Raw genomic sequence first — 21381 nt, forward strand, 5'->3', positions numbered from 1 at the left:
AGTGAAACGCCTTACCTTATTAATGATATGTTTTGCCTGTGTGTTTACCGCACGGGCTTCCCATATTATTGGCGGGGAAATGTATTATAAATTCCTGGGCAGCAGCAACGGCCAAACGCAATACCTGGTTACGTTAAAGCTGTTCCGCATATGCGGCAACCCGGGCGGCAATGTTGCGGCTATGCCCCCCAGCGTGTATTTTACCATCTATAGTAAAGACAACGGCGCGCAGTCCGGCAACTACCAGTTTGACCGCAAAGGCCCTATACAAACCGTGAGCTCTGCGCTGATAGATCCCTGTATTGTGAATCCGCCCAGCGTATGTTTTGAGATCGGTATTTTTGAAGGCACTATTACTGTACCGGATAATGACCAGGGGTATACCGTTGCTTTCCAGAGCTGCTGCCGCGATAATTTTATAGAGAATGTTGTAGACACACATGTTCCCAACGATAATAGCCGCCCCGGTAATGGCGCCACTTATATTGCTGAGCTACCGGGCAAGAACAACGGCATCATTGGCAGCTCAAGCCCTGTGTTTGCCAAAGACCAGGCAGTGGTGATATGTGCAGGCAAAAAATTCACGTATGACTTTTCTGCCGTTGACCCGGATGGCGACCGTTTGGAATACAGCTTTTGCGATGCGTACGGCGGCGGACAAACCACCAATACCGGTATACCACCGCCCGCAGTAGGCCCCCCTTATAACAGCGTACCTTATAAGAACCCTTACGACGGGGAAAACCCGTTGGGCGATGCTGCTACCATTAACCCGCAAACCGGCGTTATATCCGGCATAGCGCCACCTGCCGGCAAGTATGTAATTACCGTGTGTGTAAAGGAATACCGCGGTAACCAGCTGTTAGGCGTGCACCGTAAGGATTTTCACATAACCGTTACCACCTGTACCCGTTTGGTAACAGCCGCCATGCCCGATAAATATGCGGATTGTAACGGCTATACCATCAACTTCCTGAATAACAGCACACCCGGCAAAACCTACTTCTGGGATTTTGGAGATGGGGATACGCTTACCACTACCAGCACAGATACTTTAAAACATACTTACAAACAGGAAGGTGTTTATACAGTAAAACTGATCGTGGACCGTTCCAGCAGCTGCGGCGACAGTGCCCTTGCTACCGTGTATGTATATCCCTTATTTAATCCGGATTTCTCCGTAAGCGGTTTATGTACCACCAAACCCACACAGTTCCGCAACACCTCCACTACCAGCAGCAGAACAGATGCTATTGATTATTACCGCTGGGATTTTGGCGATACCAATGCCACTAATGATACGGCGCTGTTAGCCAGCAATCCCACCTATCAGTACCCGGCTGCCGGTAAGTATAATGTAGAGCTGTTAGTGCGTACCAAAAATGGTTGTGAACGTACCTATTACGACACGGTCACCATTTACGACAAGCCACCTTTAACTACCACCAGCGACACACCGCTTTGCCATAATGATGCATTGCAGCTGCATGCATCCAGCCTGCAGCCAGGCACTTATGCCTGGACACCCAGCCACTATTTTATTACCGGCGCCAATACAGCAACGCCTATTGTGAATCCGAAAGTGGATACGGCTTATACTGTAACCTTTACAGATAATACCGGCTGTGTGAACAGCCAGCGTGTAGCTATAGACGTGAAAGATACCTTGCTGGTACGCACATCGCCCGACAGCACGGTATGTACCGGCGATACATTGCAGCTTAAAGCAATCACAGACGGCGCTTACCAGTTCACCTGGTTAAACCTGGCCAACAACAGTGTAGTAGGCAATGCGCTCACTACTTCCGTTGTACCGCCGCCACCAGCAGCTTCCTATGCTATTCAGGTTACGCTGGGCAGCTGCTCATCCCGTGATACCATCAACTTTAAAGTAGTAGATCCGCCCCATGCTTATGCCGGCGAGGATACCACAATCTGTTATGGCGATGCAGTAACGCTGAGGGCCACCGGCGGCTCCTCCTACACCTGGACGCCCACTGCCGTACTTTCCACCCCTACCCGTTCCGTTACCCTTGCCAAGCCATTAACCACTACTGATTTTATTGTAACGGTAACGGATATACTGGGTTGTCCCAAACCGGTGAATGACACAGTGCAGATAGGTGTAACGCCACCTGTACCTGCCTTTGCGGGCAACGATACTATTCTTATTAAGGATCAGCCTTTCCGCCTGCACGCCACCGGCGGCAGCCGCTATTTATGGACACCCGGGGAAGGCCTGAACAATCCGAATATAGATACACCACTTACAAACATTAACCGCGATATTACCTATTACGTAACTGTATATACGGTTGATGGCTGCTATGCTACAGATGATATTCACCTGCGTTTTATTGTAGGCCCGGATATTTACATTCCCACTGCCTTTTCCCCCAACGGCGATGGGCAAAATGATATCTTCCGCCCATTGCCGGTAGGTATTGTGCATATGGATTTCTTCCGCGTATTTGACCGCTGGGGCAAAGCCATGTACTCCAATACAGAATATTTGAAGGGTTGGGATGGTACATTAAACGGCAGCCCGGCGGCGGTGGGTACCTATGTTTGGGTAGTACAGGGCCAGGATATTCATGGTAATACCCTGCTGCGCAAAGGTACTGTTACGCTTATACGTTAGAAAAAAACGTAAGGGGTAAAATCCCCGCTATCGCTTTCCACTATTGCATTTCCGCCTTTTTCTTTTCGTCGATTTCTTTTCCTGGATTGCTATTTTTTTAGTACATTCAGAGAGCCTGTGCCATACTTCATGAGCAAATTCTTCCTACTCGTTTTTGGCTGCTGCCTGATCCACGTTGTAGCAGTTGCTTACCATATAATTGGCGGGGAGATCTATTATCAAACCGTAGCCTATAATAGCATTACAGGCCAATACCGCTACCTTATCACTTTAAAGCTTTACCGCGATGCAGATTTCACCTGCGGTGACCGGCAGGGATGCCTGGACCGTTTTGAGAATCCTGTTGCGGTGAATGTATACACCGCGTCCGGACAGCGGGCCATAGCACCGGTATTGCTATACATACAGGAAACAAAACAGCTGTTTGATACACTAAAGAATCCCTGTCTTACCCCGCAAACACAACACCTGGAAGCTGCCTTTTACCGTGATACCATTGAACTGCCGCCCATTTATGGCGGCTATTATGTGGCTTATCAGCGCTGCTGCCGGGGCGAGAAGCTGGCCAACATTTACAATTCAGAACAGGAAGGCAGCACCTACTACACTACCATTCCCGGCACGGAAAGCCGTCCTAATAATAACAGCGCATATTTTAGTAAAGATGTAGCGATCGTGATCTGCGCCGATTTTGCTTTCCGGTACGATTATGCCGCCACCGATCCTGATGGCGACAGCTTAACCTACGCCCTTTGCAGCGCCTTAACCGGTGGCGCGGCCAGGAATGAAAGCAATGCTATTAATCCGCCACCGTATGATGACATCGTGAATTACATTCCGCCCTATTCCGGCGCAGACCCTATGGGTGGCGCGCCCCTCATAGCCATTGATAACAAGGGACTGCTTACCGGTACACCTAACCGGGTAGGAAAGTTTGTAGTATCTGTTTGTGTCACTGAATATGACCGTGTTACCAAAAAGTACATTGGCACCCATCATAAAGATATTTTGCTCACTGTCTTCAGCTGTAAATCCGCCGTGCGGGCCAACCTGCAGGATATACTGAACAACTGCACCGATACGGCCGACCTGCGCGTAGCCATACCCAACTTCAGCAATGCCGGTTTTACCTCCAGCTATTACTGGAACTTTGGGGATGGTACGGATACTGTTACCTACGATAAAAAAGTATTTTACCACGCTTATCCCGATACCGGCAGCTATCCCATTAAGCTGGTAGTAAACCGCGGGCTGCCCTGTGTGGATAGCAGCACCGGCACCATTAACAACTACCCAGGTTTACGTGCAGGCTTCACCGTAACAGGCATTTGCGCGGGGGATCCTATTATTTTCAGGGATACCTCTTCCTACACCTATGGTAATATCCTGACCCGCAGCTGGGACCTGGGCATGCCCAATGCCATAGCCAGCGGAAAGCAGGTGAATATGCAGTACCCGGAGGGCGGGGTGTATACCATTACCCTTTCGCTGGATACGGATAAAGGCTGTACGAAAACCTCCACCTTAAACCTGACCGTGTATCAAGTAAAGCCTTATGCCGGCAATGATACCATACTGGCGCGCGGGCAGCTATTACCCCTGCATGCCAGTGGTGGTGAATTTTACCAGTGGACGCCTCCCTATGGCCTGAATAATGCCGGCATTGCGGACCCGGTACTGGATTATGATAAGGATATACAATTCCTGCTTAAAGTATCTAATCAGCAGGGCTGCGTAGGGTACGACACACTAAATGTAAAATATTACCTGGGGCCCGACATTTACATACCCAATGCCTTTACCCCCAACGGCGATGGGCAAAACGACCGGTTCCGGTTTATACCGGTGGGCATTGTACAATATGATTTCTTCCGCATTTACGACCGCTGGGGCCAGCTGGTGTACTCCTCCATTGATTTCCGTACCGGCTGGGATGGTACGGTGCATGGGCAATCTGCTGCCATGGGCACCTATGTATGGATCTTACAGGGCAAGGACCTGGGCGGGCAAACCGTTTCCAAAAGCGGTACAGTTACCCTGATAAGATGAATTTATTTACGATTTTAGATTTACGATTTTAGATTTACGATTTTAGATTTGTGAAAGGAAATGATTTAGATAATAGGGAGCAATATCCGCCCCCATCCAATCTAAAATCGTAAATCTAAAATCTAAAATCTAAAGTCCCATGGCTGTTATACTCATTACCGGTGCTACCGCCGGATTTGGAAAGGCTTGTGCTGAAAAATTTGCCCAACATAAACATGATCTTATTATTACCGGCCGCCGGCAGGAAAGGTTGAATGAGTTAAAAACATCCCTGGAACAGCAATACGGCGTTAAAGTGCTGCCGCTCACTTTTGATGTGCGAGAAGAGCAAACTGTGGTCAACACCCTGGAAGCCATACCGGAAGAATGGAAAAAGGTGGAAGTGCTTATTAACAACGCCGGGCTGGCCGCAGGCCTCAGCACTGTTGATGAAGGCAGCACAGACGACTGGAACGCCATGCTGGATACCAATGTAAAAGGGCTGCTGTATGTATCCCGTGCGGTAATACCCTGGCTAAAGGCACAGGGCAGGGGCCATATTATTAACCTGGGCTCTATTGCAGGCAGCCAGGTATATGCCAAAGGTAATGTGTACTGTGCCAGCAAGGCTGCGGTAGATGCTATTTCACAGGGTATGCGTATAGACCTGCTACCCTTTGGTATAAAGGTTACGAATGTTTGCCCCGGCGCAGCGGAAACAGAATTTTCCGTAGTACGTTTTAAGGGCGATGAGGATAAAGCCAAAGATGTATACAAGGGTTTAAAGCCCTTAAGCGCTGAGGATGTGGCAGATGTGATCTTTTACTGCACTACCCTGCCTCCGCATGTATGTATAAACCACCTGGAAATAACACCCTTGCAACAGGCAAGCGCTTATTATTACCACAGAAATTAACATGAACATGTTATTTTATAGGTTATACATTTTGAATATATTTGAAACGATTCATATATTTGAAACAATTTAATTTTAACGTTACAGTGTTTCGAGACTAACTAACTATCCTATAATCCTATAATCGAAAATCCCTATGCTAACATTTGTAACTATTCTATTATTACGCCTGTACTATCCCAGGTGGAAACAGGAGTGGCGCTTTTACGCCGACAGATCCAGGCAGAACAAATATGGCCGCTGGGCCATGGGTAAAGCCTGGGGCGGTGAAGCTGATTACTCCCTGAGCTACAGTTGAGGTATGAGAAGTAGAGAAAAGAATTTGTTAACAGTCCCGCGCTTATGGCCGGGACTGTTTTGTTTTAGGCATATTCCTATTAATTTTGCGCCGGAAAAACGTAAATAATACCTTTTAATATATGTCTTCAAAAGCTGAGCCTGATGTTGTGTTAATTGGAGCTGGTATCATGAGCGCCACACTGGGCGTGTTATTGAAAAAATTACAGCCCGAACTAACCATTGAAATCTTTGAAAGACTGGATGTTATTGCCGGTGAAAGTTCAGATGCATGGAATAATGCAGGCACCGGGCACTCTGCCTTTTGTGAGCTGAACTACACCCCTGAAAAGCCGGATGGCACGGTTGAAAGTTCCAAAGCCGCTAAAATTGCAGAGTCTTTTGAAGTTTCCAAAGCATTCTGGGCTTACCTGGTGCAGGAAGGTTATATTAAATCCCCGGAAAGTTTTATACGCAGCGTGCCACACATCAGCTTTGTGTGGGGCGGCCCGAATGTAACATACTTACAGCAGCGCCAAAAAGCGCTGGAAGGTAATCCATTGTTCAAAGGCATGCAATATTCAGAAGATCATGCTACCCTTGCCAAATGGATGCCGCTGGTAATGGAAGGCCGCGATCCTGAACAAAAGGTAGCTGCTACCCGCATGGAAGCCGGTACGGATGTGAACTTTGGCGCACTTACCCGGCAGCTGTGCACCTATCTGTATAACCAGAAGGGGGTAAAGATCTATACCGCACACGAAGTACGTGATATTGAACAGGAAGAGGATGGACGTTGGTCCATTACCGTAAAGAATGCCACTACCGGTAAAAAACGTACGCTTAAAACCAAGTTTGTATTTATAGGCGCCGGCGGCGGCTCACTGCCTTTGCTGGAGAAATCAGGCATACCGGAAGGCAAGGGTTTTGGCGGTTTCCCGGTAAGCGGCCAATGGCTCATCTGCAACAATCCTGCAGTTATTGAGCAACATGCCGCCAAGGTGTATGGTAAAGCTGCAGTCGGCGCACCGCCCATGTCGGTGCCCCACCTGGATACCCGGGTGATTGACGGTAAAAAGGCATTGCTGTTTGGTCCTTACGCTGGTTTCTCCACCAAGTTCCTGAAACATGGCTCTTTCATGGACCTGCCGTTATCTATTAAATATTATAATATCCGCCCTATGCTGGCAGCAGGCTTCGATAATATTCCCTTAACCAAATACCTGATAGAGCAGGTGCGCCAGTCGCCGGAAGGCCGTATGGAAGCTTTACGCGCTTTTGTACCTCAGGCCAAAATGGAAGACTGGGACCTGGAAACTGCCGGGCAACGGGTGCAGATCATTAAAAAAGATCCTGAGCACGGTGGCGTACTGGAATTCGGCACTGAAGTGGTGAGCGCTGCAGATGGTACCATTGCGGCCCTGCTGGGTGCATCGCCCGGTGCATCCACCGCCGTATCCATTATGCTGGACCTGCTGAACCGCTGCTTTAAAACGCAGATGAACAGCCCGGAGTGGAAGGCCAAGCTGAAAGAAATGATCCCTTCTTACGGGCAAAAACTGGCAGATACACCCGGCCTGTGCGATGAAATGCGCAGCTGGACTGGCCAGGTGCTGAAGCTGAATGTGGAGGAGGAAGTGGGAATTAATAATTAATAATTAAGCTATAAATGAAGAGGGGTATGAATAGTGCATTCATACCCCTCTTTTTTATGTGTGACACACATTATTGCGCTAGCATAAATCTTAATGTAAGGCCGCCCCTGGTATTGGTAATGGGATAGGCGGTGGATATTACCGGTATGGTTTGCCTCCGGTCATAGAAGAAACGCAGGTTCAAACGGTTATTCACCACATAATCAATAGACGGGGCTATGCCTATCACCTTCTGACCACTGGTAGGTATCACCAGGTCCGCATCCAGGCGGTTATTCACCGTCCGGTCATCGCGGTAGCTGAGGTCCAGGCGGAAGTTCATATCATTTTCTAATTTCTTGCCGCCATTTTTTCCTACACGGAATGGTAAGGGGAAACCGCGCATGCGGTAACCGCCGCCAAGTATTACTTCAGTAGAGCGCAGCTCTGTTAACTGGTAGTCTATCAGGCTTAAGCTCAGGGAGCGGCTCTTCCTGAATTCCAGGCGGGCATTCAGGCTGTTGGTAAAGGTCATATCAAAACCTATCAACGGCGCAAACTGCTCTGTCATGGTCAGGTTGGGCACCAGGAAGTAAGGAATATAGTTGCCGGATACGGTATCTATAAAGCCAGGGTACCCTGCCAGGCGCGGATCCTCATAGAACAGCGCCGTGTTATAGGAGTTCATGCTGAGCGTACCGGTATAGGCATGCGTAAGCACAAAGTTTGTAAAGATGTTACGGAATGGTTCCAGCTTGGTTAACCCGTTATAGGTAATACGCCAGTTAGGTTTGGGTATAAAGTTGCTGAACGGGTTGCTGCGTACATTGCTATTGCTTTGCTTCAGCAGGCCAATCTTTTCCGGGTCTTTACCGGTGTAAGCTGCCAGGAAAGCGGGTATCAATACATCCTGCGCATAACGGCTGTAACCATAATAATAGGTTGGATCTTTTGCATTCTGGGTTGGCTGCCCCTGGTTATAAGGGTTTTGCGCAGCCAGGCGTTTGGAAATAGCTAAACGGTAGTTCTCAAAGTTCCGGAAGGTGGTAGACATACCGCTTTCCGCATCGATCTTACCAAACAGTGTTTGTATGGCTATATAAGTGATCTCAAACCCACCTGCATCATAAGGGCTCAGGTGTTCAAAACCTAGCACATTACCCAAGGTATCCGTAGCATTTTTGAACAGCTCCGTATGTGTTTTGGTGAATGATTTAGTGATGTTCAGGTCAATACGCAGATCGGGCAGGGGTTCCAGCTGCGCCTGCGCATCCAGCCGCTGGGTGAACTGTTGCTGGAACTGTACGTTGAACAGCGTATCCGGTGTGATCAATCCCTTCTTGGCAAAATTATCCAGCCAGGCTTTATTAGGCTGGGCGCCAAATACAAAGCCCAAGCCCGGCGCCATAGAGGCCCAGTTCATACCCAGTATTTTGGTACTATCTATATAACCGGGTAAGCGGGTACCGGAATTTTCAGAATAATTAATGGCAATACGTTTTACAGATAACAGAGGTTTCAGCGCTGCTTTCACCAGGGCGGGCATCTCATCATCTTCCTGCTTTTGCTGCGGCTGTTGCTGTTTGTTCTGCTGGTTGCCCTGCATGTTCTGATTCTGTGCATTCCGGTTATTGTTATTACCGGATGATCCGCCGGTAACCCTGCGCAGGAACTTGGATTTATTATACAGCTCAGAGAACTTAAATTCTGCGGTCACCGTTCTGTTCTGCGTATTCTCAATGGCATTACCCAGCTCCAATGCCAGGCGGCTGGCGCCGGTCCAGCGGTATTCCGTACTATAGCCTAATGCAATGTTCGTCCAGCTTAACAGCGGAATTTTGCTGGTAGGCAGCGTATACGTAACGTTGGCGGAATGGAAGTAGTTGGTGGTACGGCCAAACTTAAACAGGTTATGGCGTACACTATCCCGCTTAGCCTTGGTATCAATACGGCCGTCCGGTTCATCAATACGGGTATTGGTTACTGCATTAAAGTCAATGGTAAGGCTGCGGGTCAGGTCCCACTTTAAACCATAGTAACGGTCAAAAGTGAAGTACTTGTTATAGGTTTCCGGCAGCTTATACAAGCCATCACTGCCCACATTGCGGATGCGCGTGGCGCCAAACTGCCGGGTAATATCTGCGCGGAAGCTGATGATGGAAGGCACGTAGTTTACGTTAAAGTCGCGGATCAGATCCAGCCAATGCGTTTTGGATTTACCCAACAGCTTTTTCAGCGGCGTAATAAACTTGCTTTGGCCGGCATAGTTATACCCCAGGCCTCCGCGGTGTTTGGTAAGAATGTCGTTTTCAATAAGCGGGTTATGGCTATTGGTTTGGGAGAAGGAGTAACTAATGTCAAAGTTCTCTATATCCCATATTTTCAGCTTGGGCTTACCCTGGTTCAGCTTACGTACGTTGGTAAAGTTCAGGCTCTTAATAGAAGTATAATCCTGTGCATCCCGTTTAATGGAATCCCGCTCGGCAGAGGTACGCGCCAAACGCAGCTTATCTTTCAGCTTAATATCCATGTCATACGGATCATATTCCGGGTTGCTGGCGGCCTGTGAGTAACCGGCATATACCGGTATGGAAATGCCTGCTTTCTTACGCAGCAGCTTACCTAGGTCCAGGTTGGCCGCTACATCATATTGCAGGTAGTTATCGCGGAAACGTTCATTCACCCGCTGATCTATAGCGCCAAAACCGGCGGTGTGCATGTTACCGGATACGCTTACGGTACCCAGGTCGGCCAGCTGTACATCCATACGGGCCATAGCTGCATAACCGCCTTTTTCATCAAAGTCTGTCAGGCGCATTTCATTGAACCATACTTCGGTACATTTGGATAATCCATCGCTTTTAGGATTATACACGCCTATCATTACACTTCTTACATCGCCCAGGCTGGGGTTACCTACTACGCTAAGGAAGTTGGTACCGTCGGCCTCTGTATATGGGAGGATGGGAGAGCACGTATCGCACATGTTGCGCCGCTGTTTCAGATTAGGCAGCTTGGCCAGCTCCAGGTCCAGGTTATTTGCTTCCGGCCATATGGCATTGGCATCTGTTGAGTTCCACGGAGTTACTTTCAGCGGTATCTGGTATTCATAATAGTTATTGGTAAAGTCGCTGCCCAAACGAACAATGGCGCGCAGCTCACCATCTTTCAAAGAAGTGGCGGTATTCACCGCTTCTGCGTGTATGTACATCTGCAGCCTTTTATACTGGCGCATATCCAGGCCCAGGTTCTTGTAAATGCCGCGGTTATCGCCATCCTTCAGGTCGCATACCTGCATGGAAAGGGCCTGCTCATTCAGCTGCAATGTGGTGTTGTTGGTGCTGATGGTGTTTTGCCTGGTTACACCCGGCGGTATTACATACGGAATGGGTTTGCGGTTTGAGTTTTCCTCAATGTTCACCGCTGTGGTATTGAACTTGGTGCTTTCGTCAATGGGTATAGGATCGCCGGGTTGTAATTTATACATATAACGGCGCCACTGGTTGCGTACCAGGTCCAGTTTAGCAAAACGCACTACTACAGAATCCTGGAAGCCGGTCAGGAACATCCGCATAAAACGTATGGACTTAAAATCCGGGATACTGCCAATGCGGCGGTTATACTGGTTCACCGGCACTTTGAACTGATACCATGTTTCCGTGGTTTTGTTACCATCCTGCAGCACTACATCAGCGGCGATCTTGTCCACCACATAATTTTCGCCTATCTGCATGTTAGGCTTCAGGTTCACCATGTACTGGAAGTATTCTTCCGTTTCGTTCATGGTATTATCCCGGTTCAGATCCTCAGATTCCGGTATGTTGGTGGCTGCTGATGAATACTGGGAGTTATTGTTGGATACCGGTGAGTTGCCTTCCGGGTTGCTGTATCTCTTATAGCGCTGTAAAATGCCCAGGCGGTCCTTGTCATAATCATCACCGCGGTAGTGGTGGTAGTCATCGTTCGCGGGATCGTTAAACGCCTGCTGGTAAATAGCAGAAGAGGTACCAAAGCTGGCGGCCAGCTTATTCAGGTAATCGCGGTAAAAGAAACGTTCATCAGTAACACCACCGTTGGAGCGTAAGCCATCATAACCCACATCCTGGTAAGAGCGGATGTTGGGATCATTATCAAATGCCTGTGTAAGCTGCTGCTGGTATTTAGGTACGCGGCCCCAGTGGGATGAGTCCATCTGGTTGGCGTTCTGATTAGGATCCGGTAAGCCGTTCTCAAACATTTTACGGGAATCCTTCAGCACATCTTCCGATACGTTACCCAGGTTAAAGTACAGCTGACCGCCTGCGCTGTTGGGTGATTTAATGAACGGATCCTGGATCCAGAACTCTATGAACTCCACGTTAGCCGTTTCAAAATCACTGTTGTCAATAGCGCGCATCATACCGGCCCATTTGCGCTGCGGTGTTTTCAAATGGCCGCTGGCATCAATATCTGATGGCAGGTAAGAAAAGTTATAGGGGCCCCGTTCCGTTGGATAGTAGGCCAGATCAAGGGTGCTTAGCTGGCTCTGTCCAAAATCGGTTGACATATTGGGGAATACTTCTTTCTGGTAAACCAAACGTACCCGCGGATCCGACTGATCCTGTGTGGTAATGTTGGCAGGCAGGCCCGGTGACTTGGGGATCTGTAAGGTAGGTTCTATAATATACCAGGCCAGCCTTGCACGGTTCTTACCATAGGCCAGTGAATCGTTCAGGTCTGCTTCCGGGAACAGCAGGTTGCCATTGGCATCTGTAGCCCCGCTGGGAGTAGAGGCCAGGGCCCAGCTGGTGGCGGGAAACTTCAGGTCGTACCCGCTCTGGGAGCCTTCAAAATCATCAATAAATACCTGGCCGCTGCTGCTGCCCGCTGCATTCACCAGCTTACTGTGGCCGGGGAACAGCCGTGCTACCTCACCGGTGAACAGGATGTTGGAGGGTGTGGTAGTGCTGTAGTTGGGCAGCTTATCCAGGAACCGGGTAAGCCCTTTCCATTCGGAATTATAGTTTACGTCCAATCCCAGCACCGTATTATTAATAGGGTCTTCCCCGTAGTTCACTTTCTGGTAATAGGGCCGCTCACTCATGCGCACCATGGTACCACCCAGGCTCAGCTTATCGTTCACCACATAATCCAGGCGGGTACCCAGGTAGTTACGTACCTGCTGGCCAAACAGGGCATTGTTCTCAAACTGCACATTAATAGGCACACCGGATGCCAGCACCCCGCCGTTAATAATTTTAATACGGCCCAGGTTATAGTCTATGATATAATCCACATTCTCGCGCAGCATTTGCCCGCCGGCATTTACCGTTACGGAGCCAGGCGGAATGTTGTAACCGCCCAGGGATATTTCCGACGAGTTGGCGGATTTATAAGAGCCTTTCAGCACATAGCGGTTCAGCTGTGGGAACTGCTGTGCTACTACTTTTATGGAGTCATACAATACCTTATAGAGATATTGCTTTTCCAGGGTCACATCGCCCCCAAAGGCCTTTTGCAGCCCGCCGGCAAACGGTTCCAGCTGCGGGAACATCACATGCCCGGTTTGTGAGTTGATCGTGTACCCTTCCACGTAGTCAAAAACCCCATCGGGCTGGGGATCGTTCTGGTTATTTAAGCGGTCCAGGTTCAGGATAGTGATAATGGGCGCCCCTGCGTAGGCTCCCTGGGCATCCGGGATATAACGTTTATCACTGGGTGCACGGTCCTGCGTACCGGGATCTTTATAATATACGTCCAGCTTAAAATCCTGCCGGTTGATCTGGATGGCGCCTGTGGAGTAGATGTTCTTCATCATCAGGTCCCAGATAGGCAGGGTAGGCCGGGCGGAAGTAGCTTTCAATAATTTCAGGAACAGGATCTGCTGGTTGGCGCTGTTGTTCTGGTCCGGCGGTACATCCTGTGAGAACTCCCCTACCTGGTACACACGGCCGTTATACGTATACTGGTATGCTACGGCCAACACCTCATCCGGCTGCAGCTGCTGGTTTAACGATATGTAACCCAGCTGCCGGTTCACCGTATAGTCGGTGGAGTCCAGCTTACGGGCAAAGGTTTTTTCAAACTCCTGCACCGGTTTCAATCCCAGGCTTAACAGGCGGCTTACCACAGTACCGGTAAAACGGCCGCCCGGGTCGTTGGCCAGCTGGGCATACAAACTGTTAGACCGGTTGCTGGGTAGTTTAACATCCGGCTGAAAGCTGGTATTAAAAGGCTTGTATTCACCTAAGTCCATTAAACCTACTACATCCCTGGTATTGGTGGTAGCCCCGGTTTTATTGGTTACCCATACTTCTATACGGTTAATGTAAGAAAGGGAGCGGATCACGGGCAGGTTAGACATCGCATAGTTGAACGTATCCCGGAAGAACTGCGCCAGCAGGAAGTGGCGGTTATCCTCATACTCATCTGCCCGTATGTTAAAGTCCTGCACCTGGGTGCCGCCTTTCAGCATCAGGTTCTGTTTCTGCGATTTCTGGTTAGAGAGTACACTGGTTACCGTAAGGCGGCCAAACTGCAGCTGGGTTTTAAGACCAAACAGCGACTGTACCCCGGAAATAAGCTGGCTGCGTAAGGGGAAGCTTACGTTACCGGCTTCTATCTTTTTTATGATCTCATCATCGTAACCGGTGTATTCCAGCTTTATCTGGTTCTCAAAGTCAAAGGTGCTCTGGGTATTATAGTTGGTGATGAGCTTTAGCTTATCCCCTATTTTACCGGTTACGTTCATGTTAATGTTCATGTCAAAATCAAAACCCCCGTTCTTACGCGCCTGTTCAACCAGCACGGGGTTCTTGATGTTCTGGCCCTGGTAGCCGAATGTGAGGTCCAGGCTTCCCTGGGGGCGTATATCCACCTTGCTGCCGCCGAATACACGGTCAAACAGGCTGTTGCCGCTATTGAGCTGCGGGCCGGAGCCCAGCTGGTTCAGGCTACCCAGGGTAGCTGCCCGCTTTTGCCAGTAGCTTTGTTCGCTCTGGGAGGATTGCAGCTTGTAAAACTCGTCAAAGCTCATGTAGGTGGGGTTACGGTAGTACTGGTCGCCTATTTTTTCCGTAACGGTATATTGTTTGGTAACGGGATCGTATTCTACGTCTCTTTTAATGCTGGCGGGGTCTTTTAGATCAATAGCATTCCTGACAGGATCGGTAATGGCATTTCCGTACCTGTCTTTTATAGGATATTTCAGGGTGTCACTTTTATGGGTAGTATCCTTTGCGGTTGTATCTGTTTTCCAGTTTGGTTGCTTGAAATAATTTCCCGAACGTTCCCTTGCGGCAGTGTCAAGAATAAAAAAAGATACGACGCCTATCACTGCAAAAGCACTTAAATATGTCTTTTTTGCCAAGCGAAATAGGTTTTTATAGAGGTCAGGGTAATAAAATTATAGACTTTTCAGGGATTTTTTTATGAGCCCTTCCAAGTCCTGCAATAGTGGTTCTGTTTTCAGTACCCTTTGAATAGCCTGTTCTGCCACGTTACGGGCTATCCCCAGGGTTACCAATGCATTTAACGCATCTTCCTGCAATGTATTGTTTGTGCTAACAGATAATTGTGGTCCTGTTTCTTTCTGCCTTTTTATCTTGTCTTTTAACTCCAGAATGATCCGTTTTGCCGTTTTGGCGCCGATGCCTTTAATGCTTTCCAGCATTTTCTCGTTTTCCATGGCAATAGCGCGCTGAATGTCTTCCGGTTGCAGGGAGGATAACATCATACGGGCCGTGGACGCCCCTATGCCGGATACGCCCAGCAGCAGCAGGAACATGCTGCGTTCCGCATCGTCAAAGAAGCCATATAGGGTATGGGCATCCTCTTTTATATGCAAAAAGGTGAGCAGCTTGCAGTTTTCCATCCCCTGGATCCGGGAGTAGGTATTTAAACTGATCTGTACCTCATATCCCACCCCCTGCACTTCTACATACACCATTGCAGGAGACTTGTGGGTTAATTTTCCGGTAAGGTAAGCGATCATACAGGATTTATAAAGGCGCAAACTTACGGAAAAACTCGTAAGTGATTGTGCTTTACTTGAACTTCCGGTTCGTTATGACAACATAAGACTTTTGATTTTCTTTTAATATCGTATTTTTGCCCCCTAGTAAAACAATTGTTCCTACATATGAGTAAAATTACGGCCGCTATTACAGCGGTGGGTGGTTATGTTCCTGACTACGTACTTACCAATAAAGAACTGGAAAAACTGGTAGATACCACGGATGAATGGATCACCACCCGCACGGGGATAAAGGAAAGAAGGATACTGAAAGGGGAAGGCAAGGGTACTTCTGATCTGTGTGTACCGGTAGCACTGGAAATATGCCGCAAAAGAGGTATCAGCCCCGAGGAAATAGACCTGCTGATTGTAGCTACCGTAACACCGGACATGGTTTTTCCGGCTACAGCTAACGTGGTAACGGATAAGATAGGGGCTAAGAACGCCTGGGGATTTGATATTAACGCAGCCTGCTCTGGCTTTTTATATGCACTGGATACCGGCGCCCGTTTTGTTGAAAGCGGCCGTTATAAAAAGGTGATGGTGATAGGAGCGGATAAGATGAGCGCCATTATGGACTACTCTGACCGTACTACCTGCATTATTTTCGGGGATGGCGCCGCCGGCGTATTGCTGGAGGCCAATACAGAAGGTTACGGCCTGGTGGACAGCATTCTGAAAAGCGATGGCCACGGCCGTGAATACCTGCACATGAAGGCAGGCGGCTCCATTAAACCCGCCAGCATAGAAACTGTTACCAACCGGGAACATTACGTGTACCAGGAAGGTAAAATGGTGTTTAAATATGCGGTGGCCAATATGGCGGAAGCTGCGCATGATATTATGCAACGCAACCAGCTGACAGCCGACACGGTTTCCTGGCTGGTACCCCACCAGGCCAACAAGCGTATTATAGACGCCACCGCCCAGCGTATGGGACTGCCGGAAGCAAAGGTGATGATGAACATTGAGCGCTACGGCAACACCACCGGCGGTACTATTCCTCTTTGTTTATGGGATTACGAAAAACAGCTGAAAAAAGGCGATAACCTGGTGCTGGCAGCCTTTGGCGGCGGCTTTACCTGGGGCGCGAGCTATATTAAGTGGGCGTACGACCCGAAATAAGTTGGCAGTAAACAGTTGGCAGTTGGCAGTAAGCGGTTGTTTCATGACTGCCAACTGTAAACTGCCAACTGCAAACTAATGAAACGACGGTAACTCATACACAAACGCAAACCCTCCCTTTTCCGGTGCGGCGCTGATATGGCCGCCCATCTTATCCATAAAATCTTTACAGATCACCAGGGCCAGCTCGGCATCGTGCCGGCGGAATCCCTTGTAATAGCTGGTTCCCCGGTATTCAAACAAATGCGGCAGCATAGCCGCTGTAATGTTGATCTGTAATACCTTTACCCATACTTTTACGGCGCCCGCATCCCCGGTGGTTAATACCTGCACCTGCCCGCCCGGCGTGGAAAAGCTAATGGCGCTGTTTAACAGGCTGCGGTGCACAAACTGTAACATTTCCCGCTCTGCCGCTACCTGTATATCATCCGGCACCTGTATACTAATGCTCACCTTTTTTTCCTGCGCGGCATGTTGAATGCTTGGCAGGGCTTCCGTCATCATGGAATAAATGTTACAGGGCGCAGGAGCATATATAAATCCTGAAAGCTGTGATTTGATCCACCGCAGAATGTTATCAAAAACAGCCAGGGTTTCTGCAGCGGAATCCGCTATCTGGCTGGTGAGCTGCTCCATGGCAGGTTTATCCAGCGAGTGGGCCTGCAGCATGGCTGCCATGCGAATGATGTTGTTTAACGGGTCACGGAAATCATGTGCTATTACTGAGATCAGCTTATTCTTAAAATCATCATTGGAGCGTAACAAACGGTTCTTTTCCGCAATAGACCTGTTCATATTATCCACACGCAGCTCATATTTGCGGGAGTTGCGGTAATACCGGTAATACACAATGGTAATGCCGGTTAACAATACCAGCAGCGCTGCCAGGAACCAGATGAGGATGCGGCGCGTAACCCGTTCCAGGTTACTTCTTTCAATGGCCTGTTGCTGCACCTGGTTGCGCAGCTGCAGCGATTGCATTTCCTGCTCCTTCATAAAATATTCCAGGTAATTGATCTCTCCCCGTTGCCGTTGCAGGGTTAGCTGGTGCAGCGCCAGCTGGCGGATGCCATTGCCATAGTAAGCAATCTTATCCGCATCATTCACCTTTTCATAGTGCCGGTACAAATAAGGCAGCATTTTCATCATCAGCTCATAATACCCGGCCTGCTGCGAGAGCTTAAATATTTTTGCGGCATACAGCACACTATCTGCCGGGTAACCCATCGGAATAAAATCGTCGAGCACCCGGAAGTACGCTGCTATGCCCAGGTGCAGGAATCCCTTTTGTATAGCCGTATCAGCCACCTTATTGATCAATACTTCCCCCTCCCTGCCATGCCCCTGCTTTAACAGGGTAACCGCTTCAAACATTTTTGCATATAGCCATTCCCGTGAGTAAGGATAACGTGCGGTAATGTTACGCAGCTGATCATATGCCCATTTAACAGCATGCTGTTTGGTACTGTCTTTTGTGTATTTAATGATATAGTTGCTTAGCACCAGGCTATACATAGAGTCGTTGGAAAGGCGGCTGCCCCAGGCCATGGCCTGCTGCTCATAGTATAGCTCCAGTGGTTTGTTGCCTGCTGCTTCATAGTCAATACTCAGGTTGTTCATCATGTGGCAAACGTTGGCTGAGTCGCCACTGGCAAGGTATAAGGCCATAGCTGCCTTTTCATATGCAATGGCCTGTTGTATGCTGAACTGCTGCCCGTATACAATACCCAGGTTTTTCAGCGCACCTGCTTCTCCCCTTTTGTAATGCAGGCGTAGCGCTATTTCCCGGGCTTTGGTAGCCAGCAGAAAACAGCTGTCTATATTGCTCAGGTGATAGTACATGCCTAATTGGTTCAGCATATCCACATACGCCATACTATCCTTTGCAAAGGGTAAGCTGCTGCGCAGGCCTGCTATTTCCGCAGACTGTGCCCTGGCCCGGAAGGTCCCCGGCAACAAGCTGCCGCAAAGCAATATGTACAGTATAATACGCTGCATTGTTTAACTGGTGGTTGAAGGATCTGTACATTCAACCTGTGGTAAGGTATAAGATAAGGCTGCGCCCCGGCTGCCGCTGTTGGCTGCCTGCACACTGCCTTTCATCATGTTCATAAAATCCCGGCAAATGATCAGCGCCAGCCCGGCGCCCTGCTGTGGCCCTTTACGCGGCCGGTCTGCATGGTACTCAAACAGGTGCGGTAATAAATGTTCCGGTATGCCTGCGCCTTCATCGGTTACCGTTATGGTCACCTGCCCTTCATCAACAGCAGCTGTTACATAAATACTGCCATGGCGGGGCGAGAACTTAAGCGCGTTGTGAATAAAATTACGGTGCACAAACTGCAGCATTTCGCACTCTGCCAGCACGCATACATTGCCGGGGATACGTACATTCACCTGCACCTGTTTTTCGGAGATCACATCTGTAAGGCTTTGCAGCGCAATGTTCACCAGCTCCTGCACGTGGCAGGGCTCCGGTGCATATACAAAACCGGATAGCTGGGAATTGATCCAGCGCAGTATACTGTCAAAAGTGTGCAGCGTGTTTTGGGAGCTGCGTTCTACACCGGTTAAAAGGGAAGCCGCTTCCTCCGGGCCCAAGGAATGCTCCTGCAAAAAGTTCATGATCTCCAGTATGTTCACCAGCGGCATGCGAAAGTCGTGCGCAATAAGGGATATCAGCTTGTTCTTAAAATCATCATGCGTTTGCAGCAGGGTGTTCTTTTCACTGATCTCGCGGTATTTTTCTGTAAGCCGTATACCATTCTCCCGTGATCTTTTATATGCGTAATAAAAGAAGGTAAGCAGCAGCATTACCAGCACCAATGACAGGATCATACCGCCTACCAGGTACTGGCGTTTGCGGTTTTCCAGGCGTTTTTTATCCAGCTTTGCCTGCTGTAAATGGTGCTGTAGCTGCAAGGCATTCAGGCGGCCATTCTGCTGATAATAGGCCATATAATCCAGCTCGCCCTGTGTTCTTGCGGCTTGTTCTTTTTCCAGTATGCTTAGCATTAAATGGCTGTACCGGGCCGCAGCAGCGGGCTGTCCATGCTGCGTGTAGTAGGTATACAACGCTGTGGTCATAGGTAATATAAGCTCCCAGTAACCACCTGCTACGCCGTATTGCACCATGCTCACTTTATACTGTAAAGAATCCGGCTGTTTAAAGTAACCTTTATAACCGGCCAGCTGTGCGCTGGCATACATGGCCAGGTAAGTATAGCCATTGGCAGCTGCCTGCTGTATTATTTGCAGCAGCTGTTTTTCCGCGCCGGCAGCATCGCCTTTTTTTATGCGTTCATTTGCTTCGTACAACCCGCATTTTAACTGCGTGCGTTCATCATGGTACTGGTTTGCCAGGCTGCGCACCTTTGCCAGCGCCCATTGTACAGAATCTGCATGCAGGCTGTCATCTTCATGCACAAAGTAATAGCTCACCAGTACGGTGGCATACAGGGAATCATTATGCACGCTGCGGCTTTTATGCATGGCCTGCTGCATGTACTGCACGGCAGCTGCCTGCTGCCCTATGTATTTGTAATAAATAGCCATATTGGCAAGCGCCTGGCATACGGCCGCGCTATCGCCCAGCTTTTCATAGGCGCGTAAGGCATGCAGGTAAGAACGGTATGATAAAAAGCTGTTGGAACGGAGGGCGTAATAATTGCCCTGGTTCATCCAACCTCCGGCCTGCCCTCTTAAATAGTGCTGCCGGTCTGCTATGCTGCGTGCTGCATTGGTGTAAAGTAAACAGGTATCCAGGTTTTGGGGCAGGTATAGCACAGAAAGGCGGTTCAGGATATCCACGTATTGCGTGCTATCCTTTATCCGGGGTAATTGTGCTTTTAGCCGGCTGATCTCCTGACTTTGGCCCCTTAATACAGCTGCTTCACATATCAGCCACACACAAATAACCCCCCATCTCATAATATATTTATTACGCTGAAGATGGTCCACTACATTACGGCTTAACGCATACTAAATAATATCCATGTAAAAAGAAGTATTATATGTGAAGATAACGGAAAGAACGTAACAACGCGCCGTCACTAGATCTCAAATACAAATCCCCGGCGGGTTAGCTGTTCATATTTTTGTTTATCGAACCGGTACAGGTGCGCTCCTTTTTTTGAGGTGGTTTTATCTTTTTCATCCAGCTTTTCCAGTATGCTCATTGCCAGTATCTTTTTGCGGAAGTTGCGCCGGTCCAGCTCATGCTGGTATATCTCTTCGTACAGACTTCGCAGCTGCGACAGGGTAAATTTCTCCGGCAGCAGTTCAAAACCAATGGGGTGAAAATGTGCGTTGTCCTTCAGCTTTTTCAGGGCATCTGCTATCATGCGGCCGTGGTCAAAGATAAGCGGGGGTATCTGATGCAGCTCCAGCCAGTGTGCACCATGTTCTGTAGCCAGTATATGATCATGCTCCTTAATGCGTATGAGGGCGTAATAGGCAATAGAGATCACGCGGGCGCCGCTATCCCTTTCCACTTCACCATAGCAGCCCAGTTGATCCATGAAAATGTTTTCCAGGCCGGTGGTTTGTTTAAGCACGCGGGCGGCAGCAGCATCCGTGCTTTCGCCTTCCTGCACAAAACCGCCTACCAGCGACCACTCACCCTGCTTAGGATCTACCTTGCGCTGGATCACCAGCAATTTAAGCCTGCTGTCTTCAAAACCGAATATAATGCCGTCTACTGCTACCAGGTGCCGGGGTTCACCGGCATAAAAAGAAGATACCATCATAACGCTACCGGGTTATTACC

General features: G+C 49.0%; 11 protein-coding genes. 6 read left to right on the plus strand and 5 right to left on the minus strand.

Annotation, left to right across the window (positions count from 1 at the left end):
* The first annotated feature begins 1 nt into the window (after window position 1).
* From BMZ54_RS22900 to BMZ54_RS22915, 5 genes are all read left to right on the plus strand, one after another.
* A complete protein-coding gene (locus BMZ54_RS22900; protein WP_143081110.1) occupies window positions 2-2641 on the plus strand; it encodes a PKD domain-containing protein in 2640 nt (879 codons plus the stop codon).
* Between the two features lie 129 nt (window positions 2642-2770).
* A complete protein-coding gene (locus BMZ54_RS22905) occupies window positions 2771-4690 on the plus strand; it encodes a PKD domain-containing protein (RefSeq protein ID WP_089917783.1) in 1920 nt (639 codons plus the stop codon).
* Window positions 4691-4829: 139 nt separating this feature from the next.
* The gene (locus BMZ54_RS22910; RefSeq protein WP_089917785.1) at window positions 4830-5585 is read left to right on the plus strand and encodes an SDR family NAD(P)-dependent oxidoreductase; all 756 of its coding nucleotides are present in this window, start codon (window positions 4830-4832) and stop codon (window positions 5583-5585) included.
* A gap of 136 nt (window positions 5586-5721) precedes the next feature.
* Entirely contained in the window at window positions 5722-5883 is a 162-nt protein-coding gene (locus BMZ54_RS32990) for a hypothetical protein (protein ID WP_156093025.1), read from the plus strand.
* A 121-nt stretch (window positions 5884-6004) separates the two neighbouring features.
* Window positions 6005-7516, plus strand: coding sequence for a malate:quinone oxidoreductase (locus BMZ54_RS22915; protein WP_089917786.1), 1512 nt, complete (start codon window positions 6005-6007; stop codon window positions 7514-7516).
* A gap of 70 nt (window positions 7517-7586) precedes the next feature.
* Here BMZ54_RS22915 and sov read toward each other — a convergent pair whose 3' ends face one another.
* Together sov and ruvA are read right to left on the minus strand one after the other, a co-directional pair.
* Complete coding sequence (sov, locus tag BMZ54_RS22920) at window positions 7587-14843, minus strand: T9SS outer membrane translocon Sov/SprA (protein WP_089917788.1); 7257 nt, start codon at window positions 14841-14843, stop codon at window positions 7587-7589.
* A gap of 36 nt (window positions 14844-14879) precedes the next feature.
* A complete protein-coding gene (gene ruvA, locus BMZ54_RS22925; RefSeq protein ID WP_089917790.1) occupies window positions 14880-15467 on the minus strand; it encodes a Holliday junction branch migration protein RuvA in 588 nt (195 codons plus the stop codon).
* Window positions 15468-15614: 147 nt separating this feature from the next.
* On the opposite strand from ruvA, the gene BMZ54_RS22930 reads away from it, so the two are divergent.
* Window positions 15615-16613 (plus strand): beta-ketoacyl-ACP synthase III, encoded by a 999-nt coding sequence (locus BMZ54_RS22930; RefSeq protein WP_089917792.1) that lies wholly within the window; start codon window positions 15615-15617, stop codon window positions 16611-16613.
* A 75-nt stretch (window positions 16614-16688) separates the two neighbouring features.
* On the opposite strand, the gene BMZ54_RS22935 is transcribed toward BMZ54_RS22930, so the two are convergent.
* The 3 genes from BMZ54_RS22935 to BMZ54_RS22945 all read right to left on the minus strand — a co-directional run bounded on the left by BMZ54_RS22935 (window position 16689) and on the right by BMZ54_RS22945 (window position 21361).
* A complete protein-coding gene (locus tag BMZ54_RS22935; protein WP_089917794.1) occupies window positions 16689-18611 on the minus strand; it encodes an ATP-binding protein in 1923 nt (640 codons plus the stop codon).
* Window positions 18612-18614: 3 nt separating this feature from the next.
* The gene (locus BMZ54_RS22940) at window positions 18615-20543 is read right to left on the minus strand and encodes an ATP-binding protein (RefSeq protein ID WP_089917796.1); all 1929 of its coding nucleotides are present in this window, start codon (window positions 20541-20543) and stop codon (window positions 18615-18617) included.
* A gap of 122 nt (window positions 20544-20665) precedes the next feature.
* Complete coding sequence (locus BMZ54_RS22945) at window positions 20666-21361, minus strand: NUDIX hydrolase (RefSeq protein ID WP_202909327.1); 696 nt, start codon at window positions 21359-21361, stop codon at window positions 20666-20668.
* Between the last annotated feature and the right edge of the window lie 20 nt (window positions 21362-21381).

Origin of the sequence: Chitinophaga rupis (assembly GCF_900109685.1) — a bacterium.
GTDB classification, from domain to species: Bacteria; Bacteroidota; Bacteroidia; order Chitinophagales; family Chitinophagaceae; genus Chitinophaga; species Chitinophaga rupis.

Excerpts from the sequence above, each read along its gene's own strand:
- BMZ54_RS22905 (WP_089917783.1), top strand. The coding sequence starts at position 2,771 with ATGAGCAAATTCTTCCTACTCGTTTTTGGCTGCTGCCTGATCCACGTT.
- BMZ54_RS22910 (WP_089917785.1), top strand. The coding sequence starts at position 4,830 with ATGGCTGTTATACTCATTACCGGTGCTACCGCCGGATTTGGAAAGGCT.
- BMZ54_RS32990 (WP_156093025.1), top strand. The coding sequence starts at position 5,722 with ATGCTAACATTTGTAACTATTCTATTATTACGCCTGTACTATCCCAGG.
- BMZ54_RS22915 (WP_089917786.1), top strand. The coding sequence starts at position 6,005 with ATGTCTTCAAAAGCTGAGCCTGATGTTGTGTTAATTGGAGCTGGTATC.
- ruvA (WP_089917790.1), bottom strand. The coding sequence starts at position 15,467 with ATGATCGCTTACCTTACCGGAAAATTAACCCACAAGTCTCCTGCAATG.
- BMZ54_RS22930 (WP_089917792.1), top strand. The coding sequence starts at position 15,615 with ATGAGTAAAATTACGGCCGCTATTACAGCGGTGGGTGGTTATGTTCCT.
- BMZ54_RS22935 (WP_089917794.1), bottom strand. The coding sequence starts at position 18,611 with ATGCAGCGTATTATACTGTACATATTGCTTTGCGGCAGCTTGTTGCCG.
- BMZ54_RS22940 (WP_089917796.1), bottom strand. The coding sequence starts at position 20,543 with ATGAGATGGGGGGTTATTTGTGTGTGGCTGATATGTGAAGCAGCTGTA.
- BMZ54_RS22945 (WP_202909327.1), bottom strand. The coding sequence starts at position 21,361 with ATGATGGTATCTTCTTTTTATGCCGGTGAACCCCGGCACCTGGTAGCA.